At 60.9% G+C, this 21,796-nt stretch carries 17 protein-coding genes and 1 riboswitch; of the genes, 9 read left to right on the top strand and 8 right to left on the bottom strand.

Annotated elements, in window-relative coordinates:
* Positions 1-75: 75 nt before the first annotated feature.
* Positions 76-1,017 (bottom strand): alpha/beta fold hydrolase, encoded by a 942-nt coding sequence (locus PKE98_RS04000; RefSeq protein ID WP_271193993.1) that lies wholly within the window; start codon positions 1,015-1,017, stop codon positions 76-78.
* 69 nt (positions 1,018-1,086) lie between these two features.
* Positions 1,087-1,761: a TetR/AcrR family transcriptional regulator gene (locus PKE98_RS03995; protein WP_271193992.1), complete on the bottom strand. Its 675-nt coding sequence runs from the start codon at positions 1,759-1,761 to the stop codon at positions 1,087-1,089.
* A 104-nt stretch (positions 1,762-1,865) separates the two neighbouring features.
* Here PKE98_RS03995 and PKE98_RS03990 point away from each other — a divergent pair, with 104 nt between their 5' ends.
* Entirely contained in the window at positions 1,866-2,708 is an 843-nt protein-coding gene (locus tag PKE98_RS03990; RefSeq protein ID WP_373877806.1) for a hypothetical protein, read from the top strand.
* Between the two features lie 68 nt (positions 2,709-2,776).
* Here PKE98_RS03990 and PKE98_RS03985 read toward each other — a convergent pair whose 3' ends face one another.
* From PKE98_RS03985 to PKE98_RS03970, 4 genes are all read right to left on the bottom strand, one after another.
* Entirely contained in the window at positions 2,777-5,521 is a 2,745-nt protein-coding gene (locus PKE98_RS03985; protein ID WP_271193991.1) for a winged helix-turn-helix domain-containing protein, read from the bottom strand.
* Positions 5,522-5,995: 474 nt separating this feature from the next.
* Positions 5,996-7,366, bottom strand: coding sequence for a DUF1329 domain-containing protein (locus PKE98_RS03980; protein WP_271193990.1), 1,371 nt, complete (start codon positions 7,364-7,366; stop codon positions 5,996-5,998).
* 30 nt (positions 7,367-7,396) lie between these two features.
* Positions 7,397-9,307: a DUF1302 domain-containing protein gene (locus tag PKE98_RS03975; RefSeq protein ID WP_271193989.1), complete on the bottom strand. Its 1,911-nt coding sequence runs from the start codon at positions 9,305-9,307 to the stop codon at positions 7,397-7,399.
* Positions 9,308-9,539: 232 nt separating this feature from the next.
* The gene (locus PKE98_RS03970) at positions 9,540-11,222 is read right to left on the bottom strand and encodes a fatty acid--CoA ligase (protein WP_271193988.1); all 1,683 of its coding nucleotides are present in this window, start codon (positions 11,220-11,222) and stop codon (positions 9,540-9,542) included.
* A gap of 318 nt (positions 11,223-11,540) precedes the next feature.
* Between PKE98_RS03970 and PKE98_RS03965 the strand changes: the two genes are divergently transcribed.
* Positions 11,541-12,716 carry a thiolase family protein gene (locus tag PKE98_RS03965; protein WP_271193987.1) on the top strand — a complete coding sequence of 392 codons (1,176 nt, stop codon included), beginning with the start codon at positions 11,541-11,543 and terminating at the stop codon, positions 12,714-12,716.
* 118 nt (positions 12,717-12,834) lie between these two features.
* Here the strand turns inward: PKE98_RS03965 and PKE98_RS03960 are convergent, their stop codons facing one another.
* A complete protein-coding gene (locus tag PKE98_RS03960) occupies positions 12,835-13,467 on the bottom strand; it encodes a LysE family translocator (protein ID WP_271193986.1) in 633 nt (210 codons plus the stop codon).
* Positions 13,468-13,536: 69 nt separating this feature from the next.
* Here PKE98_RS03960 and PKE98_RS03955 point away from each other — a divergent pair, with 69 nt between their 5' ends.
* The 4 genes from PKE98_RS03955 (at position 13,537) to PKE98_RS03940 (ending at position 17,153) form a co-directional block, all read left to right on the top strand.
* Positions 13,537-14,502: a 2-hydroxyacid dehydrogenase gene (locus PKE98_RS03955; protein WP_271193985.1), complete on the top strand. Its 966-nt coding sequence runs from the start codon at positions 13,537-13,539 to the stop codon at positions 14,500-14,502.
* A gap of 43 nt (positions 14,503-14,545) precedes the next feature.
* Positions 14,546-15,544 carry a methyltransferase gene (locus PKE98_RS03950; RefSeq protein WP_271193984.1) on the top strand — a complete coding sequence of 333 codons (999 nt, stop codon included), beginning with the start codon at positions 14,546-14,548 and terminating at the stop codon, positions 15,542-15,544.
* Between the two features lie 137 nt (positions 15,545-15,681).
* Positions 15,682-15,815: riboswitch (yybP-ykoY riboswitch) on the top strand.
* 86 nt (positions 15,816-15,901) lie between these two features.
* Positions 15,902-16,483 (top strand): TMEM165/GDT1 family protein, encoded by a 582-nt coding sequence (locus PKE98_RS03945; RefSeq protein WP_271193983.1) that lies wholly within the window; start codon positions 15,902-15,904, stop codon positions 16,481-16,483.
* A gap of 226 nt (positions 16,484-16,709) precedes the next feature.
* Positions 16,710-17,153: a ketosteroid isomerase-related protein gene (locus PKE98_RS03940; RefSeq protein ID WP_271193982.1), complete on the top strand. Its 444-nt coding sequence runs from the start codon at positions 16,710-16,712 to the stop codon at positions 17,151-17,153.
* Between the two features lie 111 nt (positions 17,154-17,264).
* Here PKE98_RS03940 and PKE98_RS03935 read toward each other — a convergent pair whose 3' ends face one another.
* Entirely contained in the window at positions 17,265-18,080 is an 816-nt protein-coding gene (locus PKE98_RS03935; protein ID WP_271193981.1) for a M48 family metallopeptidase, read from the bottom strand.
* Positions 18,081-18,254: 174 nt separating this feature from the next.
* On the opposite strand from PKE98_RS03935, the gene PKE98_RS03930 reads away from it, so the two are divergent.
* The 3 genes from PKE98_RS03930 to PKE98_RS03920 all read left to right on the top strand — a co-directional run bounded on the left by PKE98_RS03930 (position 18,255) and on the right by PKE98_RS03920 (position 21,783).
* On the top strand, positions 18,255-20,390 hold the full coding sequence (locus tag PKE98_RS03930; RefSeq protein WP_271193980.1) for a methyl-accepting chemotaxis protein: 2,136 nt from the start codon (positions 18,255-18,257) through the stop codon (positions 20,388-20,390).
* 161 nt (positions 20,391-20,551) lie between these two features.
* Positions 20,552-21,169 carry a hypothetical protein gene (locus PKE98_RS27020; RefSeq protein WP_373877805.1) on the top strand — a complete coding sequence of 206 codons (618 nt, stop codon included), beginning with the start codon at positions 20,552-20,554 and terminating at the stop codon, positions 21,167-21,169.
* Positions 21,170-21,345: 176 nt separating this feature from the next.
* The gene (locus PKE98_RS03920) at positions 21,346-21,783 is read left to right on the top strand and encodes a nucleoside deaminase (protein WP_271193978.1); all 438 of its coding nucleotides are present in this window, start codon (positions 21,346-21,348) and stop codon (positions 21,781-21,783) included.
* Positions 21,784-21,796: the final 13 nt, after the last annotated feature.

Below are 21,796 nucleotides of genomic sequence, written 5' to 3'. Positions count from 1 at the left end.
TCCCCTCTCCCGCGTGCGGGAGAGGGGCTGGGGGTGAGGGCAACCTGCAAGCGCTAATTCCCGTCCTGAATGCTCTCACCCCTGAAGAAACCGCAACGCATCCGCCGCACTCTGCTCGGGAATCTCCTCCATCGGAATATGCCCAACCCCCGGATACGTTTTCACCTGAATCCCCGGTAAATCACGCTGCCACAACGGCACATGCTTGGGCGAAATCCAGCGGTCGCGCTCGCCCCACATCAGCAGCGTCGGTGTGGTGATCTGCGCCACGCGCGCCGGCGTGCCGTGCAGTTCTTCACGGTTTACGTTGAGCAGCACACGGAAAATATCCATCATCGCCCGTCGGTTGCCGGGGCGGCGGCTGAGGTCGTAATAGCGGTCTACCACGCCGGGTTTGATCCGCCCCGGCTCGCCGTACACTTCCTTGATGCCCTGGGCAATCAAGGCGCGCGGCATCCACATCGGCATGGCCCAGGTGGCGCCCGGCAGCGCAGCGGCAGCAATCATCAGCGGCACCTTTTGCATGTGGTACCCGGCTGGGTCGATCAGTATCAGTTTCTCCACCCGTTGCGGCTGCTCCAGGGCGAAATTCCAGGCGATGTAACCGCCCAGCGAGTTGCCCGCCACCACCGCCTTGTTCACGCCCAGGTGGTCAAGCAACAGGCCGAAGATTTTCACCATGCGCTCGGCGTTGTACTGGCCATCGCGCGCTGGGCCAGTGAGGCCGAAGCCTGGGACATCGAAACGGATAATGCGGTAGTGCTCGGCAAAGGCGCCGATCCAGCCGTCCCAGGTGTGCAGGGAAGCCACCACGCCATGAATCAGCACCAGCGCCGGTTTATCCCGCGTGCCTTCGTCGCGGTAGTGCACGTTGAAGCCGTCCAGCTCGATAAACCGCGAGCCGCTGTCGGCACTGGCGTAGCGCGCTTTAAGGCGCTCAAGTGGCAACGCGCCGAAACCCAGACGGGCAAAGCCGACGGCCAGAGGTGGCGTCAGCGTCAGGCTGGAAGCAGTCATGCGGGAACCTCGACAATCTTGTTATGGGTTCGGCCATCAGAACATGCAGGCCAGCCCCCTGCGCCCAACCTAGGTTGTGACGGGGCACAGCGCGGCAATCAGCAAGTCGCTCAACACCGCCTTGGCATGTTCGATTTCTACCCGCGTGGCGGTACGCCCGAGTAGCTCCAGCGAGCTGGTTTCCAGCGCCCAGATCAAGGCGCGATAGGTCAGCGGGTCGCGGCGGTTGCCGTCGTGCTCCAGACGCTCCACCAGCAGCGCGGTCATTTCCACATGGGCACGCTGACGATGACGGGCCAACGGCGAGTCCGCCCGTAATGCCTCTTCCTGCATCAAGCGGATGATCGGTCCTACCGCCGAGTGATAGTCGAAAAAGCACCCCACCATATTGCGCAGCCACTCCTGCGGGCTGCCGGCGCCGTGCTGCATGTCGCGAAAGCGCGCCAGCAGTAACACCACGGCGGTCTGGTAGATGCCTTCGAGCACATCCATCTTGTTACCGAAGTATTTGTAGAAGGTACGGCGCGACACAGCGGCGGCGGCGAGCAGGTCGTTGACCGTAGTCTCGTTCAAGCCTTTGCGGGCAAACACCGGGATGGCGGTGAGCTGGATATTGATGCGCTGCAAGTGCCCCACCAATGGCCCATCGGCCACATCGCCCTGCTGACGCGCCACCGCCCCGTAACCGCCGAGGTCTTCGAACACCGCCAACACCGCGCCCTGTACGGCCTTTTCCGCTTCCATCGGGTTCTCCTTGAACGACCCAACCTCTGCTGGGTGACGGCGCTCGCCGGGCTGGATACTCTTGCACCCACTCTTATAAAAATTCTGCCGGAACGCCCCTGCCAATGAAGCTAACACGCTGCCTGCTGTGGCCGCTGGCCATCCTTTTGTTGGTTGTTGCGCGTACGGTGCCGGCCGCCGACCTGTTTTATCTGGGGCAGAAAATTCCCGACATCCAGAAACCCTGGAGTAGCCGCGATTACCACCAGTTGGTGGAGGCTTTGCAGAAGGTCGACAGCACCCAGGCCAATGCCCTGCCCCGGCGCAGCGGCGAGTTCACCGGGCCGATCTACCAACGCATGGTCAGCGAAGAAAATTTTCGCCCGCAGCTCAATATCTATGCGCCCCTGGAACTGCGGCAAAACGAGGCCCGCGAGTTGCTGTTCCAGCTCAAGGAGCTGATGCGCCTGTATTTCGATTTCCACGCCGCCCAGCAACCCTACGGCGCCGAAGCCTTGGGCCTGATGACCTACTCACTGCGCCAGCAAGCCGTGCTGTTCACCCTCACCACCGAATTCTGGATGACCCTTTCGCAGCCCGAGCAAAGCAACCCCGTGCGCCTGCAAGGCCTGCAAGACACCAAGGAAGCGGCCGCCATGCTCACCTCCAGCGCTCTGGATTACCTGGGTTTGACCAAACAATTCGGCCGTGAAGACCTGGCCCTGTACGCCGCCGAACTGAGCAAACAACTGCCCGAGCTATTCGTACACCTCAACGCCGAGGTCCGGCCGCAGGTGCTGGCGCGGATCCAAGAGCTGACGCAAAAACACCCCTACAGCGAAGTGCGCGCCAGCATGAATGAACTGCTGCCGGTGTTGGTGGCGATTCAGGCGGATGTGGAAAAGCAGCTGGCGATGCCCGCGGCAGAAAAACCGGCAGCCAAGAAGTTGGACCTGTCGGCCCCGTAGGGTGTGCTCCGCGCACCGTTGCGATCGGCCATCAATCGCTTGGTGCGCGTAGCACACCCTACAAGCGCCTAACGGAGTACGCCTAAGGCCTTGGCTCTGGCCACGGCCTGGGTGCGCCGCTCGACGCCCAACTTGCTGTTGATATGCCGCGCATGGGTTTTAACGGTGTGCAGGGAGATAAACAGCTGCTCGCTGATTTCCTGATTGGAGCACCCCTGCGCAATCAACTTGAGCACCGCCAGTTCGCGGGTACTCAGGGCCTCGGTGTGAACGCCGCCTTCGATGACTTCAATCGGCTCCTCATCCAGCTCTGGCAGCAAACTAAGCAGCCGTTCGCGCAGCGGGCATGCAGGGCGCGCCTGCATTTGTTCGCGCAACCACTGCGGGCGTTTTTGCAGCAGCTCGGTAAAGGGCAACAACCCACCGCCAATAGCCGCCTCCAAGCTGCTGAATAGCTGATGTTGCGCCTCGCGTTCACGGCCCTGATCGAGCAGCAGCAAGGTTAAATGCACCTGGGCAAAGCCGCCCATCAACTGCCCGCCTACGCCCTGGGCCCGCGCAATGAGCGAGCGCAAGCGGCGCTCGGCATCCGGCACCTTGCCGAGCAAACGCTCCAGCACCGCCTGCTGCATTTCGATGTGCAACGGCAGTTGCGGGTTGTACTCCGGGGCGGCAGCGGCCTGCTCGCCGCTGTAGGTGCTGGCCAGACGATAAAGCCAATCACCAGCCAATTCGGTTTGCCCGCGCAGCAGCCACAGCTCGCACTTCACCAGCGTGATCATCGCCAGGTAATAGATGGCCGGCACGTCCCAGATATGCATCAGGCGTTCAGCTTCGGCGAGTTGGGCAAAGGCTTCGTTGAAACGCCCGCTGCGCCCCTCGATAGTCGCCAGCACGCAATGACCGATCAGCACGCTGGTATCGCGGCAGGCCCGGGCCTCGGTAATGCCCGCCAGCAACCGCGCCCGTCCGGCTTCGGGCTGCATGCGCAGGGTGAGCAGGTAACCGTCGTACAACGTCAGCCGCGCCCGTACGGCGTAGAGCCGCTGCGACGACAAACCGTGCAAGCATTCCAGGCCATGGCGCACCTCTTCCTGGGCGCGCAACACTTCGCCACGCGCCTGCAATACCCGCGCGCGGTCGTAATAGGCCAACGCTTCAAACAGCGGATTGCCATAGCGCTGCGCCAACTCCAACGCATCACGGTTGAGCCCACGCGCGCGCCACAAGTCGTTACGCACAATGGCCAGGTTAGCCAGCGTCGACAGGCACATCAGCCTCTGCCCGCAACGCTCCTGAGGCAAGGCCGACAAGGCTTCGCTGCAATAGGTCTCAGCCAGTGCGCTATCGCCTCGCCCGCGGGCGATCACCCCGCTCAAGGCCAGCCACTGGCCGATCATCGAGCGCTGCGCCCGGGCATTGGGCGCCGGTAAAAACCGCGCCAACTGGCTGGCCAATTCTTCGGCCGCATCCAGTTGGCAGGCCAGGGCCAGGGCCCAGGCGTACAACACAATCAAGCGTGGAGAGCTGCCGAGCAGGCTTTCGGGCAAATCCATTTTCCAGCGCAGCAACATGGCCACGTTCTGCTCGCCGAGCAGCTGTTCTTCCGACAGGTTCTGCACCAGGCTGGCCGCCACATCGGGCTGGCCCGCGCGCAACGCCTGCTCGATGGCCTCGTCCAGCAGGCCCTGGCCACTGAACCAGCGACAGGCGCGCAAGTGCAATTTGGCCGCCGGCTGGCTCAGCGAAACCGGCAAGCGCGCGCGCAGCAAATCGGAAAACAGGTGGTGATAACGGAACCAGCGGCCGTGCTCATCCAAGGGCACCAGAAACACCTGATGGGCCTGCAAATGCTGAAGAATGGTGGCGCTGTCATGGCTGTCGCGTACCGCGTCGCACAACTCGACACAGAAGCGCTCAAGAAAGGCCGTTTCATAAAGAAACTCCTGCACCTCGGCGCTCTGGCTTTCGATCACTTCTTCCAGCAAGTAATCGCGGATCAGGCCATCGGCACCGTCCAGCGAATGCCCCCAGTTCGGCGCGTCGCCGGCTTCGCTGGCGGCCAGCATCCACAGGCGCAGCCCGGCCACCCAGCCTTCGCTGCGTTGTAGCAGGTTATCCAGCGCCTCGCCCTGCAGGTTGACGCCCTGGCTTTGCAGCAACTGGCTGGACTCGCCGTCGGTAAGGCGCAAATCCTGTTCCTGCAACTCCAGCAACTGCCGCGACAGACGCAAACGCGCCAGGTGCCAGTTAGGCCGCTGCCGGCTCGTCACCAGAAGCAGCATGCCGGCGGGTAAATGATTGAGAAAAAACTGCAGACACCGATCAAGCACCGGGCCCTGGGCCAGGTGGTAATCATCCAGCACCAGCAACAGTGGCGATGCGGGTTCCAGGCGATGGGTCAACTCATCCAGCAGGCCGTCCAGCCACTCTTCAAAGGCAAAGGGTTGGTGGCGTTGACGCAACTTGAGCAGGCCCAGGGCCTCCTCGCCCAGGCCGGGAAAGCAGCGTTGCAGGCCCACTACCAGGCGTTCGAGAAAGCGGCCCGGGTCGCTGTCCATTTGGCTAAGGCCCAGCCACAAGCTCTGCCACTGGTTGGGCAAGCGCTCGCAAAACTCGATAGCCAGGGAGCTTTTGCCAAAGCCGGCGGGGGCGGTAAACAACAACAGACGGCCCGATAACCCGGCAACCAGGCGCTCGCACAAACGCGGGCGGGTGATATAGCCCGCCGGCAGCGGAGGACGGAAAAAACGCCCCTCGGCGGCAGGGATAGTGGGAAAGGCCAAACCTTGCGAGCTGGAAAGATCGGTCATCGGCAGATTCTTGTTTTTAGGCCTGTTGACGTCGCGTAGCAGACACCCATCGCGGCTCACTCCCTGTGGCTGGCTCTAGCGCATCAGAACGGGCAGCCAATGCGCGAACGCTTTGCAGCCTAGCCCCTTGCAGCGCGCATTTGAAGCGAATACCTCGCAATAGCTCGGCTAATTACGCAGTTTTCTGACCGGACGCCCGTAGGGTGCGCTTGGCGCACCGTTGCGATATCGGTCAGATCGCTAGGTGCGCATAGCACTCCCTACGAAAGCGTGTCGAACGTGGCGATATCGGCCGCGACACAACTCAAGAGCGAGCGAGCTAGGTGAAGCAAGGCGCCCCGCAGCTTTTAAGCGCAGCGTACTGCGGTACGTGAGCATTAAAAGCGAGGACGCAACGCCGCATCACCGACGCGCAGCCGCTCGCCAAGCAACAAAAAACCGGCCCTAAGGCCGGTCCTTTTGTTGCTAACGCCGTTACCGCACGCCGGACTGGCGCAGGGCCGCCGGGGTGTAGTCAGACTCGGAGGCTTTGAAGTCAAAGTCATAAGCCGACTTCTCTTCGTTTTTCATGCCCAGGGCAATGTAGCGGCCCGAGAGCAGGTCATACAGGGTTTCCAGGGTGTACCACGGCACTTGCTTGTCGTAGTAGTACTCGGCATGGGCCTCGGCTACACGCCACAGGGTGCCACGGCCGTCGTAGTGGTCGCCTTCGGAAACCTGCCAGGTGTCTTCGTCCAGGTAGAAGTCACGCTTGGCGTAGATATGACGCTCGCCTGCTTTCAGCGTGCCCACTACGTGCCACACACGGTGCAGTTCGTAACGGGTCAGGTCCTGGTTGATGTGCCCGGCCTTGATGATGTCGGCGTACTTGAGGTTCGGCGAATCGAGGCGGTAGTTGTTGTACGGAATGTAGATCTCTTTCTTGCCTTCAAGCTTCCAGTCGTAGCGATCCGGCGCACCGTTGTACATGTCGAAGTTGTCCGAGGTACGCAGGCCATCGGCTGCAGTACCCGGGCCGTCGTACGACACTTGCGGAGCGCGACGAACGCGACGCTGACCGGCGTTGTAGATCCACGCCAGACGCGGTTCTTTAACCTGGTCGAGGGTTTCGTGCACCAGCAGCACGTTACCGGCCAGACGCGACGGCGCAGTTACCTGTTGCTTGAAGTAGAACAGGATGTTGCTTGGCTTGCTGGCATCGTAGTCGGTCAGGTTGGCGCGGAAGGTGAACTGATCCTGGAAGTACACCAGCGAGTAGGAACCGTTTGCCTGCGGAGTGGCCTGGGTAACCAGACGCTTCAGGCTGCCGCCGCGATAACGGGTGATCTGGTTCCAGATCGCTTCCACGCCGTCTTTTGGAATCGGGAACGGATAGGCCGTTTCGAAGTTCTCCAGACCGTTGCCACCTTGTACCAGCTTGGTGTTCACAGCGTTTTTCTTCGCTGCTGCTTGCACGTCTGCCGGCACGGTAGCGGTACGGTGCGTGGTGTACACCGGAATCTTGTAGGTTTCCGGGTAGCGTTTGAACATCGCGTACTGGCCCGGGGTGAGCTTGGCCTTGTACTGCTCGACGTTCTGCGCGGTGATGGTAAACAGCGGCTTTTCGTTGGCGAACGGATCGCTCAGAAAGCCTTTGCCGTCCACGCTGCCGGCGTTTTTCGGCAAGCCGCCGGTCCAGGCTGGGATGGTGCCATCGGCGTTACCGGCCATTTCTGCGCCAACCGGGGTCAGGGTAGTACCAAGCTTGGCAGCTTCTTCGGCCGAAACGGCCGCCATCACGCTAGTAGCCAACAGCGACAGTGCCAGGGCAGCGCCGGTATTGAGCAGACTCTTTGTTATTTTCATCGTCATACCTTCCTCAAAGTCTCTGTCTGCTTAGAAGTTCACGCCGACGCTGAGAGCGGCGAAGTCACGGTCCACCAGGGTGTTGTAGTCGCCACCGAAGAAGTTGGTGTACGACAGGCTGGCGGTGTAGGTGTTCTGGTATTCAGCGTCCACGCCCAGGCTCACCGCTTTGCTGCCTTCGTTGAAGGAGCTGTTTGGGCCGTAACCATGGACGTCATGCGACCAGGCCACGTTCGGCTTCAGGTTCACACCCGCGAATACGCTGTTGTAGTCCCAGATGGCGCGGGCGCGGTAGCCCCACGAAGTCGAGGTGGTGAAACCATCGTTTTCGCACCACTTGCTGACATTTTTGGTGTTGGTCCCCAGGGTTGCAGCGTTGAGGCCTTGGCAGCTGTTGTTAGGCAGTGGGCCCGGGCCGTAGATCGGGTCGCGGCCGTAGCGCACATCGGAGTTGCTTTCCAGACCGCCCACATGCACCACACCTACTTCGCCTACCAGCGTCAGACGCTCGGCGCCCATCACCTGATCGAAGAAGTGCGTGAACGTGGTCTGGAACTGGGTGATTTCCTTGCGGTTGTAGCCGTGTTGATCCTGACCCGGCAGGCCGTCGAGCGTCGATGCATCGGCATAGGCGCCGCCGAGCAATTTCACACCGGCGTAGAGGATGTCGGTGGAGTTGATTTGCACCGGAGCGTTCGGGCGGTAGCTCAACTCACCGCTCCAGGCCGTGCCTTCGGGCAACGTGGTGGAGAAGCTCAGACCGTACAGACGGATGTCTTCCGGGTATTCCATGAAGTAGGAAGAGTTACCGGCAACAACCAGAGGCGCCAGCGTACCGAGCGCGCCGGCTGCGGTGTAAACCGCCTGGCTTGGCGCGGTAGCACTGAAGATCGGTGTGCGGCTGTGGTAGTTCATGAAGTAAGCACCGAACTCGGTGTTCAACTCATCTGCAAAGTAGCGAAATGCTGTACCCCATTGGCCGCCATCACGTGCATCACGGTCACCACCGCGACGTACGATCACGCCCTCGTCAGGCGCGCCCCATTCCACGCCCGCCGCGCGCAGCGCAGCGATACGGCCGGCTGCCACAGCTGCCGCTGTAGCAGGCGGCGCGCCGAGGCCGATCAGCGTGTTGTAGACCGCGTTATAGGTGCTTTCCTGCGTACGCAACACCGCGAGGTTGCTATCACAGCCATCGGAAACGATGTCCGGCTGGGCGAAGAACGTACCGCAGTTATCGGTAACGGTCTGGTCCCATTCCAACTGGTAGAAGGCTTCAACCGACAGGTTTTCGGTGAGGCTTTGCTGCATAGAGAACATGTTTACCGGGATCAGACCTTCCTTGATTTCCGCGCCTGGGCGGCGGAAAGCGGAAACGTCGATCGGGTTAACGGCGTTGATACCGTTCTGGATAAAGGTACTTTCACCCCAGCTCAGTACCTGCTTACCGAGACGGACGCTGCCCGGCTGATTGGCAATGGCGTAGTTGTGGTAAACGAAGGCGTCGAGGATCTGGCCACCGGAGGACTGCGCGCCCTCTTTACGGTTGCTGTCGGAGATATCTTTGAACTCGCGGTTTTCGTCTTTCAGCTCAAAGTCGTACCAGTACTTGCCACGAACGAATACGCCGGTGTCGCCGTATTTCAATTCGAGGTCGTGGATGCCTTTGAAGATCTTCGAGAAGGTTTCGCCGCTCTTGAAGTTCAGGTGTGAATCGTCCGAGGTCTGGGACAGGCCGTTGCCACCGTTGTTAACCCCGATCAGATCCTTGTCCGCACCGGTAGTCGACCAGCTCGCGCCCACAGAGAGCGACGAGTCGAACGAACCTTCAATTTCACCGATGTTGAACGTGACTGCGAAAGCAGGTGTGGCGAGGGTGGTGGCGAGGCTGACGGCCAGCGGCAGTCTTGCCAGGCGCCAGAACGTTCTTGTTGAGGTCATCGACGCTACTCCATGTTTGTTTTTTTGTTATGGATGGCAGCGACTATAGGTACAAGGTCGTACGAAATGATCCATCTAAAGTGTGATTTGAAGGCGCCGACCACTCTGGAATGCAGGTTTCGGCGGTTTTAGCGACGTACGCAGGAGTGAAAAGTGGCGCAAGGCCAGCGCTTGAGCGGGCCAAGCGCTTGCTCGGGAGGGGGCCGTACCGGATATATACGGCCCGTTACAGTCACAGAGTGGACAAAAAGGCGCTGCCGGCCTCCTGCCATTGCGCGATATCCAGGCGGATACGTTTCTTATCCAGCTTGCCAACGCTGGTCTTGGGAATTTCAGTAACAAGCGCAATTTGCGAAGGAATCGCCCACTTGCTCAGCAGCCCTTGTTCAACAAAAGGCTTGAGGTGTTCCTTCAGGCTTTTCGCGTCCAGAGTGTGACCCTCGCGCGCCACCAACAGGGCAAACGGGCGCTCGCCCCACTGCGGGTCGGGAATACCCACCACCGCCACTTCGCGTACGCCGGGGTGGCGGCTGACCAGGTCTTCGAGCTCCAGCGACGAGATCCACTCCCCGCCGGTTTTGATCACGTCCTTGATACGGTCACGAATATCGATAAAGCCCATATTGTCGAGCGTCGCCACGTCACCGGTGTGCAGCCAACCGCCTTCCCACAACTCCTCGCTCTTCTGCGGCTCGCGGAAATAACCCTGGGTCAACCACGGCGCACGCAGCACCAACTCGCCTTGCGACTCGCCATCGGCGGGCAGGAAGTTGCCGTCAGCATCGATAATCGCTGCCTCCACCAACGGCACCGGTACGCCGGCCTTGATCTTGTAGGTGGTGCGCTCGTCTTCGCTGCCGGCCAGCAACTCGTCGTTCATATGGGCGCAGGAAATCATCGGGCAGGTTTCCGACATGCCGTAAGCAGCGGTCAGGTGAATACCGCGCGCTTTGGCGGCTTCGTACAACGAACGGTTGAGCGAACTGCCGCCGATGATGATTTTCCAGCCGTTGAACTCAACGTCTTGCGCGGCTTTGGCGTTCATCACCATTTGTAGAATGGTCGGTACACAGTGGGAGAAAGTGACCTTCTCTTTTTTCCACAGGCCCACCAGCAATTCAGGATCGTAACGGCCCGGGTACACCTGCTTGATACCCAGCATGGTCGCTACATAAGGCACGCCCCAGGCATGCACGTGGAACATCGGGGTGATGGGCATATACACATCGTCATTGGCCATCAGCCGCGGCGTGTGCACGGCGCCCATCATGCTGGCCATGCCCATGGTGTGCAGCACCAGTTGGCGGTGGGTGAAGTACACGCCCTTGGGGTTGCCGGTGGTGCCGGTGGTGTAGAAGGTGGTGGCCACCGAGTTCTCGTCGAAGTCGGGGAAGTCGTACTGCGGGCTCGCGCCAGCGAGCAGTTGCTCGTACTCACCCACCAGGTTCGGCAGGTCGGCGGTTTTATCGGCGCCGTCGGTGAGCAGAATGGTTTTTTCGACGGTGGTCAGCGCGCCCTTGATGCCTTGGTAAATCGGCAGAAATTCGCTGTTGACCAGCACCACGCGGTCATCGGCGTGGTTCATGGTGTAGAGAATCTGTTCCGGGGACAGGCGGATATTGATGGTGTGCAACACGGCGCCGATCATTGGTACGGCAAACATGCATTCCAGGTAGCGGTGGCTGTCCCAATCCATCACAGCCACGGTGTCGCCCGGTTTGACACCGGCGTTGGTGAGCACGTTGGCAAGGCGGGCGACCCGCTCGTTGAAGGTGAGGTAGCTGTAACGCACCAGGTCGCGATACACGATTTCCCGGGTTTTCTCGTAGCGACTGCCTGACAGCAGCAAGCGTTTAATCAACAGCGGCGCTTGGTAAGCGTTGTCAGCGGGTTGGATTACACGGGTTTGCAGCATTGGTTCACCTGTACGCACGGCCTAATGAAATGAAACTACTGCGCTCGGCCATGCGGCGTTGAACCCTGACTCAAAATGCTCATTGGCTACAGCCAACTCCGCTTTTTCGTCATCGTTCGCCTTGCCTGGCCTTCGCTCGCTACGTTTCACACGCTTCTTATAACCGCACTCTAGAGCCGTTGCGCCAGGCATAAATCAACCAAAAGAATGATTTCAACGTGACTCTTTGGCCACTTTTAGTCACGAGGTAGAATCGGCTCCATCGGCCGGTATTCAACGGCCGCACCACACGTAACAGAAGAACAAGAGGACAGCGAAATGACAGACATCGTTATCGTCAGCGGCGCTCGTACGCCAATGGGTGGTTTTCAGGGCAGCCTTTCCAGCGTTCCCGCTGTAGACCTCGGCGCCCTGGCGATCCGTGAAGCCGTACAACGTGCCGGCATAGACGCTGCCGACGTGCAGGAAGTGATCATGGGCTGCGTACTGCCCGCCGGCCTCAAGCAAGGCCCGGCCCGCCAGGCCTCATTGAATGCCGGCCTGCCCGCCGCCACCGGTTGCACCACCATCAACAAACTCTGCGGCTCCGGCATGAAAGCCGTAATGCTCGCCCACGACGCCCTCAAGGCCGGCACCAACAGCGTGATGGTGGCAGGCGGCATGGAGAGCATGTCCAACGCCCCCTACATTCTGGAAAAGGCCCGCACTGGCCTGCGCATGGGCCACGGCGAGATCAAGGACCACATGTTCCTCGATGGCCTGGAAGACGCCCGCACCGGTCGCCTGATGGGCTCGTTTGCCCAGGAAACCGCGGACAAATACGGCATCAGCCGCGAAGAGATGGACGCCTACGCCATCGAGTCGCTCAAGCGCGCGCAGAAGGCGATTGCCGACGGCTCGCTGACCGCTGAAATCGTGCCGGTTACTGTCACCAGCCGCAAAGGCGAGGTGGTGGTCAAAGACGACGAGCAGCCGCTGAACGCCAATCTGGACAAAATCCCAGGCCTGAAACCGGCCTTCCGCAAAGACGGCACCATCACCGCCGCCAACGCCAGCTCGATCTCCGACGGCGCCAGTGCATTGGTGCTAATGACCAGCGACGAAGCTGCCCGTCGCGGCCTGAAACCGCTGGCCAAAATTGTCGGCCACGCCACCCAGAGCCAGGACCCGAGCGAGTTCACCATCGCGCCCATCGGCGCCATGAGCAACCTGTTCGCCAAAACCGGCTGGAGCAAGAACGACGTCGACCTGTTCGAAATCAACGAAGCCTTTGCCATGGTCACCATGCTGGCCATGCGTGAACACGGGCTGGACCACGCCAAGGTCAACGTTTACGGCGGCGCCTGCGCCCAGGGCCACCCGGTGGGTTCCACGGGTTCGCGCATCATCCTTACCCTGATCAACGCACTGAAAAACACTGGCGGCAAACGCGGTGTGGCATCGCTGTGCATTGGTGGCGGTGAAGCGACGGCGGTGGCGATCGAGTTGCTGTAACGCTTCGCCAGAAACAAAAAAGCCCGGCTCAAACGCCGGGCTTTTAAATTACTGATACCTGTCTGTGCTCCGTCATTCCCGCCTGCGCGGGGATGACGGTATTAGGCTAAGGATCGCGTCACGGCATCCGCGCCAACGCCACCTTGATTCCCAACCCCACCAACACCACTCCCATCGCCCGATCAAACCAGTGCCCCATGCGCGAGAAGCCGGCGCGCACACGCTCCTGGCTGAACAACCACGCCACCATGCAAAACCAGGTCGCGGTCGCCGCCGCCAGGTACACGCCATAACCGGCTTGCACCAGCAAGGGCGTATGCGGGTTGATCACCACGGTAAACAAGGAGAGGAAAAACAGCGTGGCCTTGGGGTTCAGTCCGTTGGTAATAAAACCGCTGACAAAGGCCCCGCGCGCGGTGCGTTGCACCGGTTCGGCAACTACTTGCGCTTCATCAGCTGCAACAGCCGGCTGCGCCCGCAAGGCTTTGATGCCGATGTACACCAGGTATGCCGCGGCCAACCATTTCAAGGCACTGAACAGCACAATCGACTGCGACACGATCAAGCCGATACCCAGCAACGAATACGTGACGTGGAGGAAAATCGCGCACCCTACACCCAGCGCCGTCCAGGTTCCGGCGCGCCGCCCATTGGCCACGCTCTCGCGCACCACCACAGCGAAATCCGGGCCGGGGCTGGCCACCGCCAGCAGGTGAATCAGGGCAACGGTCAGAAATTCCGTCCAGTACATGGTGACGCTCCGCGGTCTGTTAGGCTGACAACGATACGCCCTCCTAAGACTGCAAAAAAGGTACAGCTGATGACCAACCCCAGCCGCGCCGTGTTCCTCGATCACGACTCCCTTGACCTCGGCGATCTCGACCTTGCTCCGCTGCACGCGGCGTTCTCCGAGCTGACGCTGCATGGCAGCAGCACGCCCTCCGAAGTTGCCGAACGCTTGCGCACGGCCACGGTGGTCATTACCAACAAAGCGCCGATTACCGCCGCCACGTTTACCGCCAACCCGCAGCTGAAGCTGGTGCTGGTTGCCGCCACCGGCACCAATAACGTCGACCTCGCCGCCGCCCGCGAACACGGCGTGGTGGTGAGCAATTGCCAAGGCTACGGCACGCCGTCGGTGGCCCAGCACACGCTGATGTTGCTGCTCGCGCTGGCGACGCGTCTGCCGGATTACCAACGGGAAATTCGCCAGGGCAAATGGCAACAGGCCAAGCAGTTCTGCTTGCTGGATTTCCCCATCGTCGAGCTGGAAGGCAAAACCCTCGGGCTGCTGGGAGCCGGCGAATTGGGCAGCGCCGTGGCCAGGCTGGCCGAAGCGTTCGGCATGCGCGTGTTGCTCGGCCACTTGCCGGGGCGCCCTGCTCGCCCGGACCGTTTGCCGCTGGAAGAACTGCTGCCGCAGGTGGACGCGCTAACCCTGCACTGCCCGCTCAACGAGCACACCCAAAACCTGATCGACACCCCGCAGTTAAACCTGATGAAGCCCACGGCTTACCTGATCAACACCGCGCGCGGCGGTCTGGTCAATGAGCAGGCCCTGGCGGACGCCCTGCGTCGCGGGCATCTGGGTGGCGCGGCCACTGATGTGCTGATTCAGGAACCGCCCGTTGACGGAAACCCGCTGCTGGCCGACGACATTCCGCGGCTGATCGTGACCCCGCACAGCGCCTGGGGCGCCCGAGAAGCGCGGCAACGCATCGTGGCGCAGATGAGCGAAAACGCCGCCGCGTTCTTCAACGGTGCGCCGAAACGGCAGGTCAGCTAAGCTGCCCGGCTTTTTTCCCGAGCGCCTATTCAAGGAGAAGCCCATGGACCCGCGAAGCGAAGTGCTGTTGCGCCAGCAGGCGCTGTTTACCGGCAACCTGCTATTGGCCGGCCTGCCCGCCGACGACCTGCTCGGCCAATTGCCCGACGCCCACGGCTGGAGCTGGCACGCCGGCGACCATGGCAGCCTGACGGCGCGCTTTGCAGCGCGTTGCCACTTTGGTGTGGAACCGGGTGAAAAAACCTTCGATGCCGCCGTGCTGTTTCTGCCCAAGTCCCGCGAGCTTACCGACTACCTGCTGCACGCCCTGGCCTCGCGTCTGGCCGGGCGTGAGCTGTATCTGGTGGGGGAAAAACGCGCCGGTATCGAACGTGCGGCCAAGCAACTGCAGCCCTTCGGCAAGCCGCGCAAACTCGACAGCGCGCGCCATTGCCAGCTGTGGCAGGTGACGGTGGAAAACGCCCCGGTCACGCCCGACTTGAACGCCCTGGCGCAACGCTACGAACTGCCGCTGGACGATGGCGTGCTCACCGTTGTCAGCCTGCCCGGCGTATTCAGCCATGGCCGCCTGGACCGCGGCACCGCGCTGTTTCTCGAGCACCTGGACAAGTTACCCACAGGCCACCTGCTGGACTTTGGCTGCGGCGCTGGCGTGCTCGGTGCGGTGTTGAAACGTCGTTACCCCGAGAGTCAGGTGACGATGCTGGATGTGGATGCCTTTGCTGCCGCAAGCAGTCGTCTGACCCTGGCCGCGAATAACCTCGAGGCCGAGGTCATCACCGGCGACGGCATCGACGCCGCGCCGAAAAACCTTATGAGCATTCTCACCAATCCGCCGTTTCACGAAGGCGTGCACACCCATTACCAGGCCACCGAGCACCTGCTGCGCCAGGCGGTAAAACACCTGGAGCACAAAGGCGAGCTGCGTTTGGTGGCCAACAGTTTTCTCAAGTATCCGCCGCTGATTGAACAACACCTGGGCCCGTGCGCCACGCTGGGCGAGGGCCAGGGCTTCAAGATCTACCGCGCGAAACGCCATTAACTCGGTTGCGCTCGTAGGGTGTGCTCCGCGCACCAAGCGATTCCCCAGGCAATCGCAACGGTGCGCACAGCACACCCCACGCGGCGAAATCCCTTCAGAATTTTGGCTTGCCCCTTACAGATTCCTCGGGCAGAATCCGCCCCGTCCTAGGGGAGTAGTCTCCCGCAAGTAACGCTTCTACGCGCTACTTCGCCCGGCCCGCGTCAACATACTTGCTCCACAGAGCATGGCGCGTGCGACCCAAGGTCCGCTCAGACGGACCCAGGGGTTTGACAAGACCTATGACACGTAACTCCTTACCCGGGGCGGGAAGAAGTACGTGTCATAGCCGTGTCTACCCGCCCCTGAGGAAGCCTGATGCTTGATTCCCTTCTCGTTCCAACCGGTATTGTCGCCTTGGCTGAAATTGGCGATAAAACCCAGCTGCTCGCCTTGATTCTGGCGGCACGCTTTCGCAAACCCTGGCCCATCATTGCCGGTATCGTCGCCGCCACGCTGGCCAACCATGCCGCCGCCGGCGCGGTGGGCGCCTGGTTCGGCAGTCTGTTTTCCAACGCCGTATTGCACTGGATTCTGGCCGTGAGCTTTGCCGCCACCGCGCTGTGGACGCTGGTGCCCGACAAGATCGACGACGAAACCACCACCGCCAAAAGCTTTGGCCCCTTCCTCACCACGCTGATCGCCTTCTTCCTCGCCGAGATTGGCGACAAGACCCAGATCGCGACCGTGATGCTGGCAGCGCAATACCCGGAACTGTGGCTGGTGATTATCGGCACGACGCTGGGCATGTTGATTGCCAACGTGCCGGTGGTGCTGGCGGGTAATTTTGCGGCAGACAAGTTGCCGTTGACCTTGATCCGTCGGCTGGCCGCGACCGCGTTTTTTGTTCTGGCGGGGATTGCTATCTACAAGGCCATGCAGGCCAGCGGCATGGTGTAGGCCTTCACAATTCTGGGCCCCCGCCTGCGCGGGGGAGACGGTGGAGGCTGACAAAACCCCCGTCATTCCGGCGCAGGCCGGAATCCAGACTTCAGGGCTGAACGCAAAAGTCGAGGCAGCTGTTTATCTGACGCCAACCGACTGGCGTTTCGGCCAATGCCGAATGACGGCGGCGCGATGCACAGTTTGCTGCGTTTTTTCCCACAGCAAACCGCAGAGCGCCGCTATGTCATTGGATGATATGAAAAGGCTGGTCCGCCACCACATCGACCTGTCCTGGAACAAAGGACGCACCGCCCTCGCCGAACAACTGCACAGCAAGAGCTTCCTCTACAAGAGTTCGTTTGTCGGGAGACCGCTCGATAGCGCAGCCTTCAGCCTGATGGTGCAGGAAATCCGCAGCGCCATGCCCGATCTGGTGGTCGTGGTAGAAGAAGTGATGGCCGAAGGCAACAAGGCCTTCACCTGGTGCACCCTTATCGGCACCCTGGAAAAACCCGCCCTGGGTTATCCGGCCAGCGACAAAGTGCTGAGCATCTCCGCCATGGCCTATTGGACCTTGAACTGCGCAGGCGAAATCGAAGAGCTGTGCACTATTTTCGATATGGAAAGCTTCCGCGCCCAACTGGGTCTGGTGACCCGACCGTTTGCGGAAACAGCGTTGCCGTAGGGCGAATATCCGCATTGCGGATATCCGCCGTTACGACAATGCGTGAGGCGATAGAGGTCGTCGTGAGCTCAATCTGCGAAACGGCGGATATCGCCCACGGCGATATTCGCCCTACGGCTTGGCCTGTTTATAGAGTGGCTCAACCTTCGGAATCGCCGCCTGCAAGGAGGCAATGCGACTGCTGTTCGCCGGGTGGGTGCTCATGAATTCCGGCGGTGCACCTTCGCTGGCCTTGCCCATTTTCTGCCACAGAGTGATAGCGGCGTTGGGGTTGTAGCCGGCGCGGGCTGCGAGTTCGAGGCCGAGCAAGTCAGCTTCGTCTTCATTGGCGCGGCTGTTTGGCAGGGTCATTCCGTATTGAGCCACGGTATCTGCCAGGGCCATGGTGTCCTGGCCCAGCCCCAGCAATGCACCGGCGCCCTGCTTGGCGATTTCCATGCCGTAGGCTTTGGACATCGCCTCACGACCATGCTCGCGCAGTGCGTGGGCGATCTCATGGCCCATCACGGCCGCCAGTTCGTCATCGGTGAGTTTGAGCTTATCGATCAGGCCGCTGTAGACGATGATCTTGCCGCCCGGCCCGCAGTTGGCGTTCAGCTCGTCGCTGTCCACCAGGTTCACTTCCCACGCCCATTGTGCCGAGTCCGGCCGCAGCTTGGGCGCCTGGGCGATGAGGCGTTTAGCTACTGCATCCACGCGCTTGGCATTGGCACTGGTTTTATCCAGTTGACCCTTGCCCTTGGCTTCGCTCAGGGTCTGTTGATACGACTGGGCATACATCTGGTTGACCTCTTGGGTCGACAGCATGCTGAACATGTATTGCTTGCGGCCAACGCCAACGGAATCGCCGCTGGTGGTGTTTACAGCCTGACAAGCGCTTAGCAGCAGGCAACCTGCCAACGCAGTCAAACGAAAAGAATGATTCATACCGGTCCTCCATTACAGGGCCCACATGCTAGTTCGCCACACTTTCCAGAACAACCTCACTTGCGCTCTGGCATTCGGCCATCTTTGCTCTACGAATCCGATCATTAATGGTTTCGCTACCATCTGCCGATACGCCAGGGACCGGCTGCTAACAAGTCCGACGTGGGGGTTTCTATGCGCTTCAAATCGATCCAGTTCTCCGTGGCATTGCTGGCAGGCGCCAGCGTGTTGGCCGTTGTCGTGGCATTGGTGCTGTACTCGCTGTTTGCCGGCGCGCGCACCCAGGAGCTGGTCAAGACCAGCACCCAGTCGCTGCTCGAAGACATGATTCATCAGCGCCTCACCGCCCTGGCCCAAGCCCAGGTAAGCCAGGTGCTCAAAGAGCTCGAATACCCGCTGGTGATTGCCACCAGCCTGGCACAGACCAACGCCCTGGCCGGCGAAACCGATGCCAGTGGCGCACCGGCGCTGAGCCTCACCCGAGAAGGGTTGCTCAACCTGTTGCAAAACGTGCTACAGAAAAACCCGAAACTGGTGGACGCCTATATCGGCTGGGAGGTGAACGCCTTCGATGCCCAGGACGCCACCTACGCCGGCCAGACCGCCAAGGGCGCCAGTGACACCGGGCGTTTTATTCCCTGGGCGTACCGCAAGGATGACGGCAGCCTGACCCTGGACACCCTCGGCCCGGATATCGAAAGCGACAAGCTGCTGCCCACCGGCGTGCGGGCGGGCGAGTACTACCTGTGCCCGCGCGACAAGAAGGTCACCTGCCTGATCGACCCGGCGCCCTACGAAATGGGCGGCAAGATGGTGATGCTGGCCTCGTTCAACGTGCCGATTCTGGTCAACGGCAAGTTCCAAGGCATCGTCGGCGCAGACCTCACCGTCGACTTTATCCAGGAATTTCTCAACGCCGCCGACAGCAAGCTGTATGACGGTGCCGGCGAGCTGGGCCTGATTTCCGACAACGGCCGCATCGTGGCCTACACCAAAGACCCGAGCAAACGCGGCACGCCCAGTGCCGAGGTGCTGCCGGGCATAGGCGAGCTGAAATCCCTGCCGCTCAATCAGCCCACCTTCAGCACCAACAAGGACACCGGCATGCTGCAATTGCTGATGCCGTTCACCATTGGCGATACCGGTGCCCGCTGGACCCTGGTAATGCAGCTGCCGGAAAAGGCGGTGTATGCCGAGCTGGGAAAACTGCACAACGAACTCAATGAGCAACGCCAAACCGACACCCTGGGCATGACCGTGGTGGGTCTGCTGATTGCGTTTGTCGGCCTGCTGGTGATCTGGTTCGTCGGCTACGGCATCGCCCGGCCGCTGAAGCAGATGGTGCTGATGCTCGACGATATCGCCAAGGGCGACGGCGACCTGACCAAACGTTTGCAGGTCGACCGTGCCGATGAACTGGGGCAGATCGCCAACGGCTTCAACACCTTCCTCAACAAGTTGCAGAACATGATTCGCGACGTGGTGGGCTCGGTGCAGAAAGTGAGCGACTCCTCGGAGAACACCGCCGATATCGCCATCCGCACCAACGAGGGCGTGCAGCGGCAGATGGTCGAGATCGATCAGGTCGCCACCGCCGTGCACGAGATGACCGCCACTGCCCAGGACGTGGCGCGCAACGCCACCCTGGCCGCCGAGTCGGCCAACGCCGCCGACCGCTCGGCCAACGAAGGCAAGCGCATCGTCAACAACACCTCGCAGGCCATTGCTTCGCTGGCCACCGAAATCGGCCGCGCGGTGGCGGTGGTGCAAAACCTGGCCAAGGACAGCGAAAACATCAACGCCATCCTCACTGCCATTCGTGGCATTGCCGAACAAACCAACTTGCTCGCCCTTAACGCCGCCATCGAAGCGGCGCGCGCCGGTGAACAAGGGCGCGGCTTTGCCGTAGTGGCGGACGAGGTGCGTAACCTGGCGCAGAAAACCCAGCAAGCCACCGAAGAAATCCAGACCATGATCCAGCAGCTGCAGCAAGGTACACGGGACGTGGTGAAGGTGATGGAAGACAGCCAGGGCAAAACCGACGACAGCGTGCGCCACGCCGCCGACGCCGCCGGCGCGCTGGATGCCATTACCCAGGCCGTATCGGTGATCAACGACATGAACACGCAGATCGCCAGTGCGGCCGAACAGCAGAGTGCGGTGGCCGAAGACATTAACCGCAACGTCAGCAATATTGGCCAGGTGGCGGCCGAGGTGGCCGGTGGCGCGGATGAGGCCAGCCAGGCCAGTGCGGAGTTGACCAAACTCGCCGAGCAGCAACGGCGGCTGATCAATCAGTTCCGGGTGTAACCCGTTTTTGTAGAGCCAACCGCGTTCAAGCACAAAACAAGGCTTTTGCTCTTGTAGGGTGTGCTCCGCGCACCATTGCGATCTTCTGGCAAACCGCTGGTGCGCATAGCACACCCTACGAAAAGCCGACCGCGTTCAAGCACAAAAACAAAGCCCGGCTTATGCCGGGCTTTTTTGTCAGCGCTAACGCCGTATTAGCTGATGCGATTGGCACCTACACGGTCAGCACCGCCTTCGGCTACACGGTTAGCGCCAGTACGGTCTGCGCCACCTTCAGCTACGCGGTTAGCGCCAGTACGGTCTGCGCCGCCTTCAGCTACGCGGTTAGCACCAGTGCGGTCAGCGCCACCTTCAGCTACGCGGTTAGCACCAGTGCGGTCAGCGCCACCTTCGGCTACACGGTTAGCGCCAGTACGGTCAGCACCACCTTCAGCTACACGGTTAGCGCCAGTACGGTCTGCGCCACCTTCAGCTACACGGTTAGCGCCAGTACGGTCAGCGCCGCCTTCAGCTACGCGGTTAGCACCAGTACGTTCAGCGCCGCCTTCAGCTACGCGGTTAACAGCAGCGCGGTCGGCACCGCCTTCGGCTACACGGTTTACGCCGGTACGGTCAGCGCCACTTTCGGCGACTACCGGGGAATTCAGTTGTTGGTACAGGTCGGTGGCATGCACGGTTACTGCGCTAGCGGCCAATACGGAGAGGGTCAGGCTGAGGATCAGTTTGCTGGTTTTCATGATGTTCGCTCCAGAAGTTGTTTTGCTTGGGTGTGGAGCTAGTATTGATCGATTTATTTTGAGTAAAAAGCGCAAATATCCGGCTTAATTAATCACATTATTCGATGCATATGGAAAAAACGCCGGCATTCAGACAGTTAACGCGCGCTGGTATCTGGCAAAAGACTGCTCTAGGGTAAGGCTCACAGCCATTTTCCCAGCACAACCCAGGAGAAACCATGGACGCCTTTATGCAAGCGGCAATCGAGGAAGCACAGTTGGGGTTGGCCGAAGGCGGCATTCCCATTGGCTCGGTACTGGTGCACGAGGGCCGCATCATTGGCCGTGGCCATAACCGCCGGGTGCAGGAAGGCAGCGTGATCAAGCATGGCGAGATGGACGCCCTGGAAAACGCCGGTCGCCAACCCGCCAGCCTGTACCGTGAGGCGGTGCTCTATACCACCCTGTCGCCCTGCCCCATGTGCAGCGGCGCTATCCTGCTGTACGGCATCCGCCGGGTGATCGTGGGCGAGAACCAGACCTTTATGGGCGACGAAGAGCTGCTGCGTTCACGCGGCGTGAATGTCGATGTGCTGCAGAACCACACGTGCGTGGCGATGATGGAGCAATTTATCGCCGACCAGCCGCAGCTGTGGAACGAAGATATCGGTGAATAACGCAGGCGCTTGA

Origin of the sequence: Pseudomonas turukhanskensis, from assembly GCF_027922365.1 — a bacterium.
Taxonomy (GTDB): domain Bacteria; phylum Pseudomonadota; class Gammaproteobacteria; order Pseudomonadales; family Pseudomonadaceae; genus Aquipseudomonas; species Aquipseudomonas turukhanskensis.
This window is presented reverse-complemented; position numbering and strand designations above follow the sequence as displayed.